The organism is Thermosediminibacter oceani DSM 16646 (assembly GCF_000144645.1).
GTDB classification, from domain to species: domain Bacteria; phylum Bacillota; class Thermosediminibacteria; order Thermosediminibacterales; family Thermosediminibacteraceae; genus Thermosediminibacter; species Thermosediminibacter oceani.
Genome location: NC_014377.1, coordinates 1,195,465 through 1,211,462 on the forward strand (window position 1 = coordinate 1,195,465; position 15,998 = coordinate 1,211,462).

18 protein-coding genes are annotated in these 15,998 nt (G+C 43.0%); all 18 read right to left on the reverse strand.

Annotated features, from left to right (window positions below):
- Positions 1-53: 53 nt before the first annotated feature.
- A complete protein-coding gene (locus TOCE_RS06100) occupies positions 54-269 on the reverse strand; it encodes a YlzJ-like family protein (RefSeq protein ID WP_013276020.1) in 216 nt (71 codons plus the stop codon).
- Between the two features lie 17 nt (positions 270-286).
- The gene (locus tag TOCE_RS06105; protein ID WP_049817950.1) at positions 287-982 is read right to left on the reverse strand and encodes a ClpP family protease; all 696 of its coding nucleotides are present in this window, start codon (positions 980-982) and stop codon (positions 287-289) included.
- Between the two features lie 212 nt (positions 983-1,194).
- Entirely contained in the window at positions 1,195-2,019 is an 825-nt protein-coding gene (locus tag TOCE_RS06110) for a M56 family metallopeptidase (RefSeq protein ID WP_083768482.1), read from the reverse strand.
- A gap of 520 nt (positions 2,020-2,539) precedes the next feature.
- Complete coding sequence (locus TOCE_RS06125) at positions 2,540-4,207, reverse strand: ribonuclease J (RefSeq protein ID WP_013276022.1); 1,668 nt, start codon at positions 4,205-4,207, stop codon at positions 2,540-2,542.
- Between the two features lie 45 nt (positions 4,208-4,252).
- Positions 4,253-4,513 (reverse strand): YlmC/YmxH family sporulation protein, encoded by a 261-nt coding sequence (locus tag TOCE_RS06130; protein ID WP_013276023.1) that lies wholly within the window; start codon positions 4,511-4,513, stop codon positions 4,253-4,255.
- 60 nt (positions 4,514-4,573) lie between these two features.
- The gene (gene dut / locus TOCE_RS06135; RefSeq protein ID WP_013276024.1) at positions 4,574-5,023 is read right to left on the reverse strand and encodes a dUTP diphosphatase; all 450 of its coding nucleotides are present in this window, start codon (positions 5,021-5,023) and stop codon (positions 4,574-4,576) included.
- A 100-nt stretch (positions 5,024-5,123) separates the two neighbouring features.
- A complete protein-coding gene (locus TOCE_RS06140; RefSeq protein WP_013276025.1) occupies positions 5,124-5,843 on the reverse strand; it encodes a polysaccharide deacetylase family protein in 720 nt (239 codons plus the stop codon).
- Between the two features lie 96 nt (positions 5,844-5,939).
- The gene (locus tag TOCE_RS06145; protein WP_013276026.1) at positions 5,940-8,048 is read right to left on the reverse strand and encodes a polyribonucleotide nucleotidyltransferase; all 2,109 of its coding nucleotides are present in this window, start codon (positions 8,046-8,048) and stop codon (positions 5,940-5,942) included.
- A 115-nt stretch (positions 8,049-8,163) separates the two neighbouring features.
- Complete coding sequence (gene rpsO, locus TOCE_RS06150) at positions 8,164-8,433, reverse strand: 30S ribosomal protein S15 (protein ID WP_013276027.1); 270 nt, start codon at positions 8,431-8,433, stop codon at positions 8,164-8,166.
- Between the two features lie 122 nt (positions 8,434-8,555).
- Positions 8,556-9,533 carry a bifunctional riboflavin kinase/FAD synthetase gene (locus tag TOCE_RS06155; RefSeq protein WP_013276028.1) on the reverse strand — a complete coding sequence of 326 codons (978 nt, stop codon included), beginning with the start codon at positions 9,531-9,533 and terminating at the stop codon, positions 8,556-8,558.
- A 13-nt stretch (positions 9,534-9,546) separates the two neighbouring features.
- Complete coding sequence (gene truB / locus TOCE_RS06160) at positions 9,547-10,440, reverse strand: tRNA pseudouridine(55) synthase TruB (RefSeq protein ID WP_013276029.1); 894 nt, start codon at positions 10,438-10,440, stop codon at positions 9,547-9,549.
- Positions 10,437-11,408 (reverse strand): DHH family phosphoesterase, encoded by a 972-nt coding sequence (locus TOCE_RS06165; protein ID WP_013276030.1) that lies wholly within the window; start codon positions 11,406-11,408, stop codon positions 10,437-10,439. The genes truB and TOCE_RS06165 overlap by 4 nt, the downstream gene beginning before the upstream one ends.
- 4 nt (positions 11,409-11,412) lie before the next feature.
- The gene (gene rbfA, locus TOCE_RS06170; protein ID WP_013276031.1) at positions 11,413-11,772 is read right to left on the reverse strand and encodes a 30S ribosome-binding factor RbfA; all 360 of its coding nucleotides are present in this window, start codon (positions 11,770-11,772) and stop codon (positions 11,413-11,415) included.
- Positions 11,773-11,790: 18 nt separating this feature from the next.
- A complete protein-coding gene (gene infB, locus TOCE_RS06175) occupies positions 11,791-13,803 on the reverse strand; it encodes a translation initiation factor IF-2 (RefSeq protein ID WP_013276032.1) in 2,013 nt (670 codons plus the stop codon).
- Positions 13,790-14,131: a L7Ae/L30e/S12e/Gadd45 family ribosomal protein gene (locus TOCE_RS06180; RefSeq protein ID WP_013276033.1), complete on the reverse strand. Its 342-nt coding sequence runs from the start codon at positions 14,129-14,131 to the stop codon at positions 13,790-13,792. Before TOCE_RS06180 ends, infB begins: the two co-directional genes overlap by 14 nt.
- Positions 14,118-14,393: an RNase P modulator RnpM gene (rnpM, locus tag TOCE_RS06185; protein ID WP_013276034.1), complete on the reverse strand. Its 276-nt coding sequence runs from the start codon at positions 14,391-14,393 to the stop codon at positions 14,118-14,120. Before rnpM ends, TOCE_RS06180 begins: the two co-directional genes overlap by 14 nt.
- Positions 14,383-15,438, reverse strand: a complete 1,056-nt coding sequence (gene nusA / locus TOCE_RS06190; RefSeq protein WP_013276035.1) for a transcription termination factor NusA — start codon at positions 15,436-15,438, stop codon at positions 14,383-14,385. The genes rnpM and nusA overlap by 11 nt, the downstream gene beginning before the upstream one ends.
- Entirely contained in the window at positions 15,435-15,923 is a 489-nt protein-coding gene (locus TOCE_RS06195) for a ribosome maturation factor RimP (RefSeq protein ID WP_013276036.1), read from the reverse strand. Before TOCE_RS06195 ends, nusA begins: the two co-directional genes overlap by 4 nt.
- Positions 15,924-15,998: the final 75 nt, after the last annotated feature.

Here is a 15,998-nt window from a genome sequence, read left to right on the forward strand (position 1 = left end):
CCACTTTTTTTAAAACTCCTTTAAAATAAAAAAAGGCTTTTTAGCCTTTTAATTTAACGGGGAAAAAACTTTATTATGTTTCCCGGGTAAAACTTTGGATTAAGGTATACTAAAGGGTCGGTGCTAAATACACTTATTATTCTTCCCTTGTCTATATCCAGCGGTTCCACCAGGAGTTTAACGTTGTCAATTTCTATTTCTTTAAATTCGTATTTTCTGTCCATTCCTTCGAGAACCAGTTCCAGCGGAATTGCTGTATAAAGTATCATTGTTTAATACCACCTGTCTACTGGGCATTTTTCTTTTTTTCGCTGATAAGTTCCTCGAGTTTCTTTACCGCAGCCCCCAGACCACCAACTTCGTTAATTAGACCGTATCTGACCGCATCAGCTCCGACAAGCACGGTACCTATATCTCTGGCCAGCTGTCCGGTATTAAACATAAGCCTCCTGAGGGTCTCTTCTTCAATTTTCGAGTGCTCCACGACGAACTTTATAACCCTGTCCTGCATTTTATCGAGGTATTCGAAGGTTTGAGGAACGCCGATTACTAAGCCCGTAAGGCGAATTGGATGGATCGTCATAGTTGCTGTTTCTGCAATAAAAGAATAATCGCTAGCCACTGCTATCGGAACCCCTATGGAATGCCCGCCACCTAATACTAATGAAACAGTTGGTTTTGTCATGCTGGCTATGATTTCAGCAAGGGCAAGTCCGGCTTCAACATCCCCGCCTATGGTATTGAGTATTACCAAAAGACCTTCAATTTTAGGATTCTGCTCTATAGCCACAAGCTGCGGGATTATGTGTTCGTACTTGGTGGTTTTATTCTGGGGAGGCAAAATCAGGTGACCTTCAATTTGTCCGACGATAGTTATACAGTGAATGTTGCTCTCGGGTTTGGGTAATTCCAGCTGGCCCAATTGTTGAAGCGTTCCTATTGGCGGGACCGGTACATTTTTATCGATTGGCTGTTCGGACATATTCGAAAAAATCATTATTAAGTCTCATCCTTTCGGGGTATAATTGGTTGTTCAGTAATAATAATTGGATATTTTCATTTAAAATATACAAATAAGATATGACCAAAATTTGGCCTTATCCGTTAATACTTTTACAATCGCATTAGACCATAATAATCAAGTTATCGTGGCAATATTTAGCTATCAAAAACATAATATACTTGCTTTGACCATTAGTCTTTTTCATCAGTTTTATATTCTAGAACTGGGCCTGATCCAACTTTAAATTGACCAATGACTGTTCTACCGTCTTTATCATAAAGGGGTATAAGTCTTGCGCCAAGTTTATTTTGAGCTACGGCTTCCTCCGGGGTGCGCGGATCAGGAGTCTTCAGGTCCGAAGACCTTACATAACCGAATGTTCCATCTATACCTATGGCTGCAATTAAATCCGGCTCCTCCCCTAAAAACTCAGCATAAATTGCTGGACCATAGGTTTCGCCATATTCATTTACTTGATATTGATAATTCGAAATTTCTTTTGGTTTTGGCAAGGCAGATTCACTGCTGCTTTTACTTTCGAGGGCCAACGTCTCCACTGCACCTACCGAAATAGCGCCCAATAATACGATTGCCAGTGTCATTGCGATTGCAACCATGCGTACCCATTTGTTGCTCTTTGGGCCTTCATCTTTCAGTATCATATCAACCCTTCTTTCCAGTTGTTTCCGCCTGCCGCTGAATGCGGAAAATAATTTGGCTTTTTGGTCCGCAACGTTCCAGAGCACACTCAGCATTAACTCACAATACAGCCTCCTTTCCCGATTGCTCATTGATTTCACAACACTTTCGTCACAGGATAGTTCGCAGAAGCGGTCAATGTCGAACCTTGCCGCATAGGCTAGAGGGTTGAACCAATGTATCGCATTGATAAAAAACATCAAGAATTTCAACCAGCCATCACGGTGTTTCCAGTGGGTCAGTTCATGGAGAAAAACGCATTGCAATTCGTCCGCAGAAAGTTTAATATCCGGCAGGACGATGCGGGGCTTTATGATGCCGTAAAGAAGGTGTTGTTATGCACGGTGAGATGTATACTGGAATTTGTCTTGTTATGCCCATTTGCTGTTTACACTTGAAAAGTACCTCCAAAATCTGCATATCATCAGTCAAACGGCAGATCTTGAAAATACGGCGGTTGAGATTATAGCTCTGGACAAGAATTACAGCCGTGAATATCAGAGTTCCGGCCATCAATATATATGGCAGAATTTCAAAGTAAACGGAAGCTCCTGCATAGCCTTTTTGCTGTGATATACCGCCAGCAGCAAAGTTCAAAGCGGTGAGTGGGTTTAGTCCCGCGATAGAGGGCAGTTCGAAGCCTTTATCGCATAAAATACCATGTATTTTGTTATTATTATAACTCGTTTCTTTCTATTTGCAATTTTTCGGGAACAACAATAGCATTTTGGGGAGCGAAAATACAGGAGGTTCAATAGAAAAAGGTATGACCAAATTTTGGCCATACCTTTCACTAAAATTTATATTCCAGGGTTTTCCGCTTTAAGCGTCATCTGCTCATACTTCCATTATGATGGGCAGAATCATCGGCCTTCTGCGGGTCTGTTCGAAAAGGAATTTACCTAAGGTATCTCTGACCTGAGACTTTATTGTCGACCATTCGGTGATTTCTTCTTCCTGGCATTTTCTCAAGGCTTGCCTGACAATCTCTCTCGACTGTTCCATTAGTACCTCCGATTCCCTCACGTACACGAAACCTCTTGAGATTATATCCGGCCCGGCGACGACTTCCGTTGTTTCCTTGTCAATGGTCACTACCACTATCAAAATCCCATCCTGAGCAAGCTGTTTTCTGTCTCTCAGGACTATGTTGCCCACATCGCCGACCCCGAGGCCGTCGACCATGACCTTTCCAGCCGTAACTTTGCCCGCCAGTCGGGCCGAATCTTTTGTTAACTCTACTATCCTTCCATTCTCGGGTATAAAGATGTTTCCTTCTGGTATACCCACTTCTTTTGCCAGGTTGGCGTGGTGGATGAGATGCCTGTATTCACCGTGGACAGGAATAAAATACTTCGGCTTTACCAGGTTGAGCATCAGCTTCAGTTCTTCCTGACTGGCATGACCCGAGACGTGGACACCGGATATAGCTTCGTATATCACTTCGGCCCCTTGTTTAAACAGATGATCTATGGTCCTCGCAACGAATTTCTCGTTACCCGGTATCGGAGTCGCTGCTATCAGCACGGTATCTCCAGGAATTATCTCCACTTTTTTGTGTTCGCACATTGCCATTCGGGTCAGTGCGGACATGGGTTCACCTTGGCTGCCCGTTGTTATTATTACGACTTTTTCATTTGGAAGCTTCTGTATATCGTCCAGCTCCATTAGCAGATCTTTCGGTATGGAAAGGTATCCCAAATTCAGGGCAATGTTGACCACGTTGACCATGCTGCGCCCTACAACAGCCACCTTTCTACCGAATTTAAAGGCGGCATCAATTACTTGCTGTATCCTGTGAATGTTTGAGGCGAAGGTGGCGACTATTATTCTACCCTTTGCCCTGCCGAATATTTCCTCTATGGTACTTCCCACAACCCTTTCGGACATGGTGTACCCTTGACGTTCGGCATTGGTGCTGTCAGACAACAATGCGAGTACACCCTTTGTGCCGAGCTCGGCGAGTTTGTGTAAGTCTGCGATTTTACCGTCAACCGGAGTCTGATCGAATTTAAAATCTCCCGTATGGCAGACGGTACCTACCGGTGTATAGATGGCTACTCCTACAGAATCGGGTATGCTGTGGTTTACCCTGAAAAAATCTACGGTGAAATTGCCTATTTTAACCGATGCTGGCGGTTTTATTACATTAATGGCGATATTCTTTTTGAATTTGGTCTCTTTTAATTTGACTTCAACGAGGCCCATTGTAAGCCTGGTGCCGTATAAAGGGGCATTTATCTGCTGTAGCACGTACGGCAGGGCGCCTATATGATCTTCGTGGCCGTGCGTTATGATAATTCCTTTAATAAAATCCTTATTTTCCACCAGGTACGTAATATCCGGTATTACCATGTCGACACCAAGCATCTCTTCTTCAGGAAACATGAGACCGGCATCAATAACCAATATTTCTTTTTCGTACTGTATAACTGTCATATTTTTGCCTATTTCGCCTATTCCACCCAAAGGTATGATTAAAAGCTTCTGCTCATTTTTGGACAATAAAAAAGCACCTCCACCATTATTCCGAATTTTGTTCCGTAGTTATTATATTCCTTTTTCTAAATTGTGATCTTCTATATTCAATATCACCGCATCCGGTCCAATTTTTTTGATGGACTCCCACGACACTCTAATGTAACTTTTTTCTCCGAACGGAAAAACTCTGCCTCTTCCGCCCGGTATCAGCAAGTACTCAATTTTACCCGTAGTTTCATCGACAAGAAGGTCACAGTAGCCCAGAATGCCCATTTTTACGCCTTTGCTAAGATTAATGATCTCTTTGCCGCTCAATTCACCAAGTCTCATTTAAATACCTCCCCATAAATAATTTTATGGGAGGTATTTATGGAAAATACCTCTTATAAATTATATGCCCGTATGCCCGAAACCTCCGTTACCTCTTATAGTCTCCCCCAAAACATCAGTTTCTACCATCTCGGCTCTGAACACAGGTGCTATCACCAGCTGGGCTATTCTATCACCTCGCTTTATAGTAAAATTTTGGGTCCCGTGGTTAATCAAAACCACCTTTACTTCCCCTCGATAATCGGCATCTATGGTTCCCGGGCTGTTTAAAAGAGTTATTCCGTATCTGGCTGCAAGCCCGCTTCTCGGGCGAACCTGAGCCTCAAAGCCCGGAGGGATTTCCAGTTGGATGCCGGTAGGTATCACTTCGTATTTCCCCGGCTCTATAGTTAAATCATTTTGGATATTCGCGTATAAGTCCATCCCCGACGCCAGAGGTGTCATATATCTGGGCAAAGGCAGGTCTTCAGCGCCTTCAACTCGCTTTACTCTGACTTTTACACGCTCCAATGGTAATTCTCCTCTCGGTCTTAAGGGTCAGCTTCAGTCGGGTGAATTTTTATTAATTAAAAGTATACATGAATTAAACCGGGATTTCAACTTTTTCACTTTATTGATTATCTAAGAGTAGATCACTGACTGTTGTTATTTTATAGCCTTTCTGCTGTAGATCCTGTATAATGGTAGGCAATGCTTTTACCGTTTCTTCCGTTGGATGCATCAGCACTATTTTGCCGCCGCCGGCGTTTTGAATCACTTTGTTTACGATATATTTTACGCCCGGTTTTTTCCAGTCAATAGTGTCAATGCTCCACATTATCAATTTATAGTTCAGCGAATCCGTAGCCTTAACCGTTTGCTCCGAGAACTCCCCATATGGCGGTGCGAAAAGCTTGGTTTTTTCTCCTGTAACTTTTTCTATTGCCTCCTCGGCCTTCTTTATCTCATTTACATTTTCCTCAAAAGATAGCTTTGAGTGATGGGCGTGGCTGTAACCATGGTTTCCTATTTCATGCCCCTTGGAATGTATCAGTTTTAGAAGATCCGGATATTTCTCTGCCCATCGCCCTTCTATGAAAAAGGTAATCTTTATTCCATATTCTTCGAATATTTCCAGCATTTTAGGGATAAATTCGTTGCCCCAGGCTACGTTGCAGGTAAAAGCCATAACTTTTTTATTGGTTTCAGCTTGATAAATCGGCTTCCCGCTGAAAGTCGCCAAATTTTCATTTACAAACCCAGTCTTGATAAACATCCACGTAGTAATTAGTAAGAGTAAAACTGTAAATCTTATGAAGTTTTTAGGAACCTTATATACGTAAAATCCCACAGGTACCCCCCCATTTTCTTAAAATCGTTCAATAGAATCTTATTTATCTTATATCGATTTATGACATAAAAAAAACATAAACCGATAAGTCTCGGTTTATGCTTCTGCTTTGTTTTTATTTTTCGGGGAATGTTCTTGGAAAACATCTTTATGGGAGAGGTTTATCCTGCCCTGTTTATCGATATCCGTAACCTTTACCAGGATCTCGTCACCGATTTTTACCACATCTTCGACCTTCTTTACGCGCCCCTTTGCCAGCTTCGATATGTGGACAAGACCCTCTTTTCCGGGCAGTATTTCTACAAATGCACCGAAATTGGTTATTCTCAAGACCTTGCCAAGGTAGACTTTACCTACTTCCACATCCTGGGTAATATTCTTAATCATATCCAGCGCCTTTTCACCGGCAGCTTCGTTGGGTGCAGCTATATAAATTCTACCGTCGTCTTCAATGTCAATTTTTACTCCGGTCTCCGCTATAATCTTGTTGATCATCTTGCCGCCAGGGCCTATAACCTCCCTGATTTTGTCAGGGTCGATCACCGTCGTGAATATTCTGGGAGCATATGGTGAAAGCTCGGGCCTTGGACTCGAAATGGTAGCCAGCATCTTTTCAAGGATGTATAGTCGTCCTTCCCTTGCCTGTTCAAGGGCTTTCTTAAGAATTTCTGCATCAATACCTTTAATTTTTATGTCCATCTGTATGGCTGTTATACCCTTTGATGTTCCCGCTACTTTGAAATCCATGTCACCCAGGAAATCTTCTATACCTTGGATATCGGACAGTATGGTCACCTTGTCATCTTGTTTTATAAGCCCCATAGCAATACCTGCCACCGGTGCCTTTATCGGAACACCCGCATCCATTAATGCCAAGGTTGATCCGCATACGCTAGCCATGGACGTTGAGCCGTTGGAACTGAGTACTTCGGAAACAAGTCTTATTGTATATGGGAAGGTCTCTTCTGGGGGTATCATGGGTTCAAGGGCTCTCTCGGCCAGAGCACCGTGGCCGATTTCTCTTCTTCCGGGCCCTCTGAGCATCCTTGTTTCACCGGTACTGTAAGGTGGAAAATTGTAATGATGCATGAACCTCTTGCTTTCTTCGAGCTCAAGTCCGTCAAGTATCTGGACATCGCCCAGTGCTCCGAGCGTCGCTACCGTTAGGACCTGTGTTTGGCCGCGGGTGAAGAGTCCCGATCCATGGGTCCTAGGCAAAATTCCAACCTCGCAGGAAATGGGCCTTATTTCAGTACTTTTCCTGCCGTCCGGCCTTATTCCTTCGTAAGTTATCATGTTCCTTACTTCTTCTTTCAAAATGCTGTATAACACTTCTGCTATCTCTTTTTCTTTTTCTGGATAGATATCCTGGAAATGTAGCAGGGTATCTTCGTTAATCTTTTGCAGGTACGCTTCTCTTTCCTGTTTATCATATATTCTTATGGCTTTTAGGATTTCGTCTCTGGCATACTCCCGTACAGCTTTTTCCAGCTCCGGGTCTATTTCCATAACGGGCACTTCCATCTTGGGCTTGCCCACTTTCGCTATAATCTCTTCCTGAAATTTCACGATTTTTTTAATCTCTTCGTGACCAAAGAGTATTGCATTTATCATCTCTTCCTCGGTTACTTCGTCGGCTCCAGCTTCGACCATCAAAATTGCATCTTTAGTTCCGGCAACTACCAGCCTGAGGCGACTTTTTTCATATTGTTCAACGGTGGGGTTGATTATGAAGTTTCCGTCAACCAAGCCTACTGAAACGGCTCCAACCGGGCCCTCAAAGGGAATGTCTGATATGCACAGTGCTATGGAAGCTCCGTTTATCGCTACCACATCGGGAGTGTTACCCTGATCTACTGACAGGATGGTGGCTATAATCTGAATATCGTTTCTGAAACCTTTCGGAAAGAGGGGACGAAGTGGCCTGTCGATAACCCTTGCTGACAAAATGGCCTTTTCGCTGGGCTTTCCTTCCCGCTTTATAAAACCTCCGGGAATCTTGCCCACTGCGTAAAGCCTTTCCTCATAATCTACGGTCAACGGCAGAAAATCCACACCTTCGCGGGGCTCTTTAGATGCTGTGGCCGTAACCAGCACTACCGTATCTCCGTATCTTGCGAGTACCGCCCCGTTGGCCTGCTGGGCCAGTTTTCCGGTTTCTATAATAAATGGCCTACCTGCTATCTCAGTCTTGAATACCTCCAAGTAAATTTTTCCTCCTTTCTTTCGTAGAAAAACATAATTTTTTTTATTCTACATCATTGTTATTATTTCCTTCTTTGCTTCTAAAAAATTAAAGCGGGGAATCCCCGCTTTGTTATTATTTTCTAAGTTCGAGTTTTTCAAGGATATTTTTATAGCGCTCCATATCTTTCCGCTTTAGATAATTTAATAAAGCCCTTCTTTTTCCGACCATTTTCAGGAGTCCCCGACGAGAGTGATGGTCTTTTTTGTGTATTTTAAGGTGTTGGGTCAGCTGGTTGATCCTCTCGGTCAGAATAGCTATCTGCACTTCCGGAGATCCCGTATCATTTTCGTGAACCTTAAATTTGTCAATTATGTTCTGTTTAGTTTCCTTGTCTAGTGCCACTTGTTTCACCTCCTTTTTGTTTCTAATCCCCTGTTACCCAGTCAATCGACGGAGGAATCGATTGACCGAGAAAGGGTTCATCGATGTTTAGCAGCAATTATTATAACATACAAAAAATCTGATTACAAGCGCGACATGTAGGGTATCGATTGTTTTGGTTCTCGCACTTTATCCAAAATGGATCTTGCCCTCAAAAAGTCCTGCTTCACCTGTTGTGCAAGGCTTTTTGCATCCGGAAAAAGCCTTTCATCCCTTATCCTTTCGATAAAATATACCTCCACTTCTTCACCATAGATCTGTTCATTAAAATCAAAAATATGGACCTCCAGAGTAGGTTGGTTATTGGCGACTTTTCTTTTAAACGTAGGTTTTTCTCCCACATTGGCTATACCTTTGTAAAATTTTCCCCGTAGTGAAACTAGAACAGCGTAAACACCATATGCTGGTACGACTATTTCAGGCGAAAACGAAACGTTTGCGGTCGGAAAACCCAGCTTTCTGCCGATGGCTTCACCCGTTACCACTTTGCCTTCTATACTGAAAGGCCGCCCGAGTAAAGCCCTTGCTTCTACCATATCGCCCCGTTCGATCATTGACCTTATTAGAGTACTGCTAACTACCTTTTCCTCAAGAGTCACAGGGGGAATTATTAAAGTGTCAAATCCCTTTTTCTTTCCCATTATTATTAACTCTTCCACAGTCCCCCGACCACCGCTGCCGAAGCGGAAGTTATAACCGACAACAACCAGCTTTGCTTTCAATTTTTCGATTAAGACACAGTCTATGAATTCCTCGTAGGACATTTCAGAAAACGTCCTGGTAAACGGTATTACCACGAGGTTTTTTACTCCGTGAGCCTCTATAACTTTCTGTTTCTGTCCCAATGAGGTTATGAGCGGAGAAGATTTCTCAGGGAATAGAATTTTTGAGGGATGGGGTTCGAAAGTCACAACAAACGACTCGAGCCCCTTTTCATCAGCAATCGTTACCAGCTCGCTTATTAGTTTCTGGTGTCCCAGGTGGACTCCGTCAAAATTTCCCAGCCCGCATGCAGCTGGGGTTTTCACTGATAATGTATCAAGGTCTTTATAAACTTTCATTAGTTCCTCAACCTCATTGAAAAGATTTGATAACTTTAAGGTAGATATTATCTTCCCGCGTCAGTATCTCTCCAACTCCTAAAAACCTATTATCTTGATCGTAAATTCTTGCATATTTAGCGTTTTGTTCCATTGAAATTTTTTTAGCGGGAAACAATGCTCCTCTGAAAAATAATTTTTGATCTTTTAACCATATTCTAGTGGAAGGCATAAGGGGAGCGAGAGCTTCGTCTATTGGGATGATGATTTTCTGGACCTCACCCTGCGACACGCAAGTCCTTATATCCTCCAGGGTAAATGAGCGGAATATTTGAAACGGCCCGAGCCGAGTTCTTACAAGGCACGAAAGATGTGCACCACACCCTAAAGCCCGTCCAATATCCTCACACAATGTCCTTATGTATGTGCCCCGAGAACAGCTGACCCTAAACAGCACCCTGGGCTTTTCGAATTTTATCAGTTCTAAGGAGAAAATTTCTACGGTTCTGGGTTGACGCTCAACGGTAATGCCCCTACGGGCAAGTTCGTAAAGTTTACGGCCTTTGTAGTGTACGGCCGAATACATGGGGGGTATCTGCTCTATTTTTCCGACAAACCTCCTTAGTACTTCAAGTATTGAGGATACATCAACATCAACTTCTTTAGTTTCCAAGACATGACCTAGGTTGTCTCCCGTATCCGTTGTCGTCCCCAGTGTCATTTCGGCAACGTATTCTTTTGTAGTTTCTTCAAAAAATTCCACTGCTTTTGTGGCTTTCCCTACGAAAAGCGGTAAAACCCCGGCTGCGCCAGGGTCCAGCGTTCCTCCGTGACCTATTTTTTTAATGCCGAGTTGTTTTCTCAAAAAGTCTACGGCATCGTGAGATGTCATGCCGGGCGGTTTTAAACAATTAATTATACCGTTCACCGAAATCCCTCTTTAAGATATTTTTTGATCGATGCCAAGACCAATTCCTGCACTTTATGCATCGGGCCTTCTATAGTACAACCGGCAGCTCTGGCATGGCCTCCGCCGCCGAATTCTTCAGCTATTTTACTAACGTCTACCCACTCGTTGGCCCTAAGTCCTACTTTTACTTTCAAATTTTCCTGTTCCTTGAAAATTATCGCGACTTCAACACCCTCTATTTCCCTAGCGTAATTTATAAAACCATCAATATCCTCTTCTTTTGCTCCTGTTGTTTTCATCATGTTCTTTGTAACAGTCATGTAGGCTAATTTACCGTCTTCGCAAACCCTTAAGGTCCCCAAGACTTCTTTTAACAGCATAACGGATTCAAGGCTTTTCTTTTCAAAAACTTCTCTGCTAATGACCTCAGGTTTGACACCAAGTTCCACTAATTCGGCAAGTATCCTAAGGCAAGATGGTGTTGTATTGGAATATTTTACGGAACCGGTATCGGTAATAATGGAAGTGTAAAGGCAAACAGCAATATCGTAGTCGATGCTTATATCAAGGGCTTTCAACAGAAAGTATACCATCTCGCCTACAGAAGAATAGCTGTCATCTACCAGATTCATGTCACCGTACATAGAATTGGTCCTGTGATGGTCTATATTGACAACAAGCTGGCATATATCCCGGAGGTCTCTTTTAAATTCAAGCCTTTCTGGATCGCCTGAGTCCAGACAGATCATTACTTCTGCCTTATCCACCTCCGGGATAAAGGGGCGCACATCCCCACACCGTGGCAAAAATCTGTATTTTTTTGGAACTTCATCGTTTATAATTGGCAACACTTTCTTTCCATATTTTTTCAGTGCCATGGTAAGAGCCAGAACCGAACCGAGGGCATCTCCATCTGGCTTTACATGGGAGGTGATTATAAAGGAATCGTATTTAGTTAGCAGGTTTTTAAACATCGAAAAATCCATACGGTTAATCCTCGTTTCCGCTGGAATTTATGTCTTTTAACAGTTTTGATATGTGGATTCCGTATTCGATGGAATCATCGAGCTTAAAATTCAGTTGTGGTATAAACTTCAGCCTTATGCGGTTCGCCAGTTCTCTCCTTATGAAACCTTCAGCGTTCTTTATTCCTTCCAAAGCATTTTGTTTTACCGATTCTTCGCCGTATATGCTGAGAAAGATTTTTGCGTGCCTAAGGTCTTTTGAGACTTCGACTTTTGTCACGGAGATTAAGCCCTGAATCCTGGGGTCCTTGAGGTCATTGTTTATTATTTCACTAACTGCTTTTTTTATCTCTCCTGATACCCTATCGGTCCTGGAAAATTCCACCTTACTGCCTCCCCAGTTTTATTGTTGGTCGACGCGCTTGTTTATAAATGCCTCCAGTACATCTCCCTCTTTCAGGTCGTTAAATTTTTCTATCGCAATACCGCATTCGAATCCGCTCATTACCTCACGCACATCGTCCTTAAACCTTTTCAGAGAGAGGATCTTGCCTTCATAGACCACTACTCCCTGCCTGATAACCCTGATGGTGGAGTTCCGCGTTATTTTACCTTCGGTTACATAACATCCGGCAACTGTACCCACATTTGGTACTTTAAACAAGGCCCTTACTTCAGCTCTCCCGAGTACTACTTCCTTATATTCCGGTTCCAGCAGGCCTTTCATAGCCGCCTGAATGTCATCTACCACATCGTAAATAACCCTGTAAGTCCTGATATCTATGTCTTCCTGTTCGGCCAGTTTCTTTGCGTTGGAATCCGGTCTTACATTGAAACCTATGACAATAGCATTAGAAGCGGAAGCCAGCAGTATGTCGCTCTCGTTTATAGCACCAACGCCACCGTGAATTATTTTCACCTGTACTTGATCTGTAGAGCACTTTTCCAGAGACTGCTTCAGCGCTTCGAGAGATCCCTGGACGTCGGCTTTTAATATGATGTGTAAATCCTTAACTTCACCCTGTTTTATCTTGTCAAAAAGCCTGTCTAGCGAGACCTTAGGGGTAGCTACCATTTCTTTTTCTTTATAAATTTCCTTGTATTTTTCCGCAATTTCCCTAGCTTCTTTTTCGCTGGATACTACCTTCAGGATATCGCCCGCGTTGGGTACTTCCGAAAACCCCATTACTTCTACTGGAATAGAGGGGCCCGCCGACTTTACTAGCTTACCCCTGGAATCAAGCATTGCCCTAACTTTTCCATGAGCTGAACCGGCTACTATCGCGTCTCCGACTCTCAATGTACCTTTCTGTACTAATACTGTTGCAACAGGACCTCGCCCTTTGTCCAACTTGGCCTCGATTATTACCCCAACGGCCTTTCTGTTATAATTGGCCTTGAGTTCAGCCATTTCAGCAACCAGCAGGATCATTTCTAGCAATTGATCGATACCAATGCGGTTTTTGGCGGAAACATTGACAAATATAGTGTCGCCCCCCCATTCCTCCGGGATGAGACCGTATTCCGTCAGCTGCTGCTTTACTCTTTCCGGATTGGCGTTTGGTTTATCTATCTTATTCACCGCCACTATAATGGGAACACCGGCTGCCTTTGCATGATTAATAGCCTCTACAGTCTGGGGCATTACTCCGTCATCGGCGGCTACCACCAGAACGACTATATCGGTGACCTTCGCTCCACGCGCCCTGAGAGCAGTAAAAGCCTCGTGGCCGGGGGTATCCAGAAATACTATTGTCTTTCCATCCTTTTCTATCTGAGATGCACCGATATGCTGTGTAATGCCGCCGGCTTCCAACGCCGCAACTTTAGTTTCTCTTATGGCATCTAGGAGCGTCGTCTTACCGTGGTCTACATGACCCATTACTGTTACTACCGGAGGTCTGGGTTTTAAATCTTCAGGTCTGTCCTGTTCTTCTTCCTGCTGGTTTAAAAGTTGCTGCTGGTTTTCTTCTTCGGCTTCATAACCGAATTCTTTTACCAGTTTTTTTGCCGACTCGAAGTCTATTTCGGCATTTATATTAACCATGAGGCCAAAATCCATTAATTTTCGTATTAACTTAACGGGTTCAATATTAATTCGGGTGCCAAGATCCTGGATGCTTATTTTGGAAGGAAGTACTACTTTCTGAACCCTTGGTTTGTTTTCTTCCTCCGACTTTTTGGGAAGGTCGGCGCTTTTTTGCACGTCTTTATTATTAATTTCTTTTTTATCGGTTTTTGTTTTCTTGTTGCCTTTTTCTTCGGAGACCAGATCCATTATCAGCTGGGCCATGTCGTCTTCCAGACTGCTCATATGGTTCTTAATTTCCACATCCAGGTCTTCGAGTATGGAAATTAGTTTTTTACTGGATATTCCTAACTTTTTTGCCAGTTCGTACACTCTAATTTTCGACAATATTCCCCACCTCCGTTGATTTGATCGCGTTAAACCGCTTTAATATCTCTTTTGAAAAATACCGATCGGTGACGCCGATAACCTTCCTGCCATCCCTACCAATGGATCTGCCCAGAATCTCAGAGTGACCGAAAATTATACAATTTACACCGCGGGACCTGCATAAACTACAGAACCGGTCCCTTGTATTGGTTGAAGCATCTTCTGATATTATAACCAGATGAACTTTTCCGGAAATTATTGCCCTTTCCACCGTTTCCTGACCGGACACGACCTTGCCGGCTTTTTGAGCAATGCCAAGTAAGGGTGGAATATCAGAGGGCCTCACTCTTAATTAAATCCTCCTTCAATTTTTCTATCGTCTCACTGGATACTTCGTGATCCAGTGCTTTGGAGAGGCGATCTTCCTTTAAAGCTTTATCCAGGCACTTGGTGTCTTTGCAAAAATAGGCTCCTCTGCCGGAACGCTTCCCCGTTAGATCCAGCTCTATCAAACCTTCCGGTGTTCTCACGATACGAATAAGTTCTTTCTTGGGTTTCATTTGCCTGCACCCGAGGCACATTCTAAGGGGTATTTTTTTAGGACTCATTTTCATCCCCTCTTGAATCGGTTTTTGAACTCTTTATATCTATTTTCCAGCCGGTGAGTTTTGCCGCGAGTCTTGCGTTTTGTCCCTCTTTACCTATAGCAAGGGAAAGTTGTTGGTCGGAAACCAGCACGCGGGCGATTTTGCTGTCTTCCTCAACATCTACGCTTATGACTTTGGCTGGACTAAGTGCATTGGAAATGTATTCGGTTACATTTTTGCTCCACTTTATGATATCGATTTTTTCTCCCTTTAATTCCTCTACAACAGCTTGAACTCTGGTCCCTTTCGGTCCGACACAGGCTCCTACCGGATCTACATTTTCGTCCTTTGAATAAACCGCTACCTTTGTTCTAGAGCCTGCTTCTCTGGCGATGCTTTTTATTTCAACAATCCCTTCGTAAATTTCGGGGACTTCAAGTTCAAAAAGCCTTTTTACCAGCCCCGGATGGGACCTGGATACTATGATTACCGGTCCCTTGGTGGTTTTCTTGACCTCCAGAATGTAGACCTTGATCCTTTCTCCGGGAGTATACGTTTCATTCGGAATCTGTTCGTTTGGAGGTAAAATCACTTCGGTTTTTCCCAAGTCGATAATTACGTTTTTCTTGTCAAAACGCTGGACAACACCGGTGACTAAATCTGTCTCTCTTCCCGCAAACTCCTCGTAAATTATGTTTCTTTCAGCCTCTTTAATGCGTTGCATTACCACCTGTTTTGCCGTTTGAGCTGCAATTCGCCCGAATTTTTTAGGAGTGACCTCTACAGAGATTATATCACCTATTTTGACCAGGGGATTAATTTTTTTTGCATCGAGAAGGCTTATTTCCAAAAGAGGATCTTTCACGTCTTCTTTGACGGTTTTCTGAGAATAAACCTTTACTTCTCCTGTTTCGCGGTCAATGTTTATTTTTACATTTTGCGATGTGCCGTAATTTTTTTTGTAAGCTGAAACCAGCGCCGCTTCAATGGCTTCCAGGAGTATCTCCTTTGAAATACCCTTTTCTTTTTCAATTTGGTCGAGAGCCTCAATAAATTCTATGTTCATTTTTTCCTCTCCTGTCCATCAAAATTAAATTTAAATTTGAGTTTAGCAGAGGATATTTTTTCATGAGGTATATTAATTATTGAAGAATCGACCCTCAATACCACGGATCCATCTTTATAATCTATAAGCGTCCCCGTAAAAGCCTTTTTCCCTGCTATGGGTTCAAAGACCTTTATTTCGACCTCGGAACCGATGTACTTTAAAAAGTCTTTTTCTTTCTTTAACGGTCTTTCAACACCTGGTGACGACACTTCCAGTATATAGCTATGGGGAATGGGATCTTCTATGTCCAAACGCCGGCTTATTTCCTCGCTCACTTCCTGACAATCGTCCAGAGTTATTCCTCCCGGTTTATCGATGTAATATCGAAGATACCAGGAACCCGCCTCCTGCACGAACTCAACGTCCACCAGTTCAAAGCCCCTATCGTGTATAACCCGTTCTCCTATATCCCATACCTTTTTCAATATTTGACTTTTTTGCATTTACCTCCACCCTTTTGAAATGATTTATTAATATGAAAGAGTGGGATTTAACCCACTCTCAACGTTACAATCCTA

Coding starts and splice junctions, on each gene's coding strand:
- TOCE_RS06195 (WP_013276036.1), bottom strand. CDS start 15,923: ATGCAAAAAAGTCAAATATTGAAAAAGGTATGGGATATAGGAGAACGG.
- TOCE_RS06165 (WP_013276030.1), bottom strand. CDS start 11,408: ATGGATTTTTCGATGTTTAAAAACCTGCTAACTAAATACGATTCCTTT.
- nusA (WP_013276035.1), bottom strand. CDS start 15,438: ATGAACATAGAATTTATTGAGGCTCTCGACCAAATTGAAAAAGAAAAG.
- TOCE_RS06105 (WP_049817950.1), bottom strand. CDS start 982: ATGTCCGAACAGCCAATCGATAAAAATGTACCGGTCCCGCCAATAGGA.
- TOCE_RS06100 (WP_013276020.1), bottom strand. CDS start 269: ATGATACTTTATACAGCAATTCCGCTGGAACTGGTTCTCGAAGGAATG.
- TOCE_RS06155 (WP_013276028.1), bottom strand. CDS start 9,533: ATGAAAGTTTATAAAGACCTTGATACATTATCAGTGAAAACCCCAGCT.
- TOCE_RS06130 (WP_013276023.1), bottom strand. CDS start 4,513: ATGAGACTTGGTGAATTGAGCGGCAAAGAGATCATTAATCTTAGCAAA.
- rnpM (WP_013276034.1), bottom strand. CDS start 14,393: ATGAGTCCTAAAAAAATACCCCTTAGAATGTGCCTCGGGTGCAGGCAA.